The following is a 516-nucleotide window of genomic DNA, read 5'->3' as shown; positions in this document are numbered from 1 at the left end:
AGACTGCCGGTGACAAACCGGAGGAAGGTGGGGATGACGTCAAGTCATCATGGCCCTTACGGCCTGGGCTACACACGTGCTACAATGGTCGGTACAGAGGGTTGCCAAGCCGCGAGGTGGAGCTAATCCCATAAAACCGATCGTAGTCCGGATCGCAGTCTGCAACTCGACTGCGTGAAGTCGGAATCGCTAGTAATCGCGAATCAGAATGTCGCGGTGAATACGTTCCCGGGCCTTGTACACACCGCCCGTCACACCATGGGAGTGGGTTGCACCAGAAGTAGCTAGTCTAACCTTCGGGAGGACGGTTACCACGGTGTGATTCATGACTGGGGTGAAGTCGTAACAAGGTAGCCGTAGGGGAACCTGCGGCTGGATCACCTCCTTAATCGACGACATCAGCTGCTCCATAAGTTCCCACACGAATTGCTTGATTCATTGAAGAAGACGATAAGAAGCAGCCCGAAATTGGGTCTGTAGCTCAGTTGGTTAGAGCGCACCCCTGATAAGGGTGAG

1 rRNA gene is annotated in these 516 nt (G+C 54.3%); it reads left to right on the top strand.

The window, feature by feature from the left end:
• Nucleotides 1-388 (top strand): 16S ribosomal RNA (locus tag SBL16_RS12145); the annotation flags it as partial.
• Nucleotides 389-516: the final 128 nt, after the last annotated feature.

The sequence above is a fragment of the Staphylococcus sp. NWU MK-U1 genome, assembly GCF_033283505.1.
GTDB classification, from domain to species: domain Bacteria; phylum Bacillota; class Bacilli; order Staphylococcales; family Staphylococcaceae; genus Staphylococcus; species Staphylococcus haemolyticus.
This window is presented reverse-complemented; position numbering and strand designations above follow the sequence as displayed.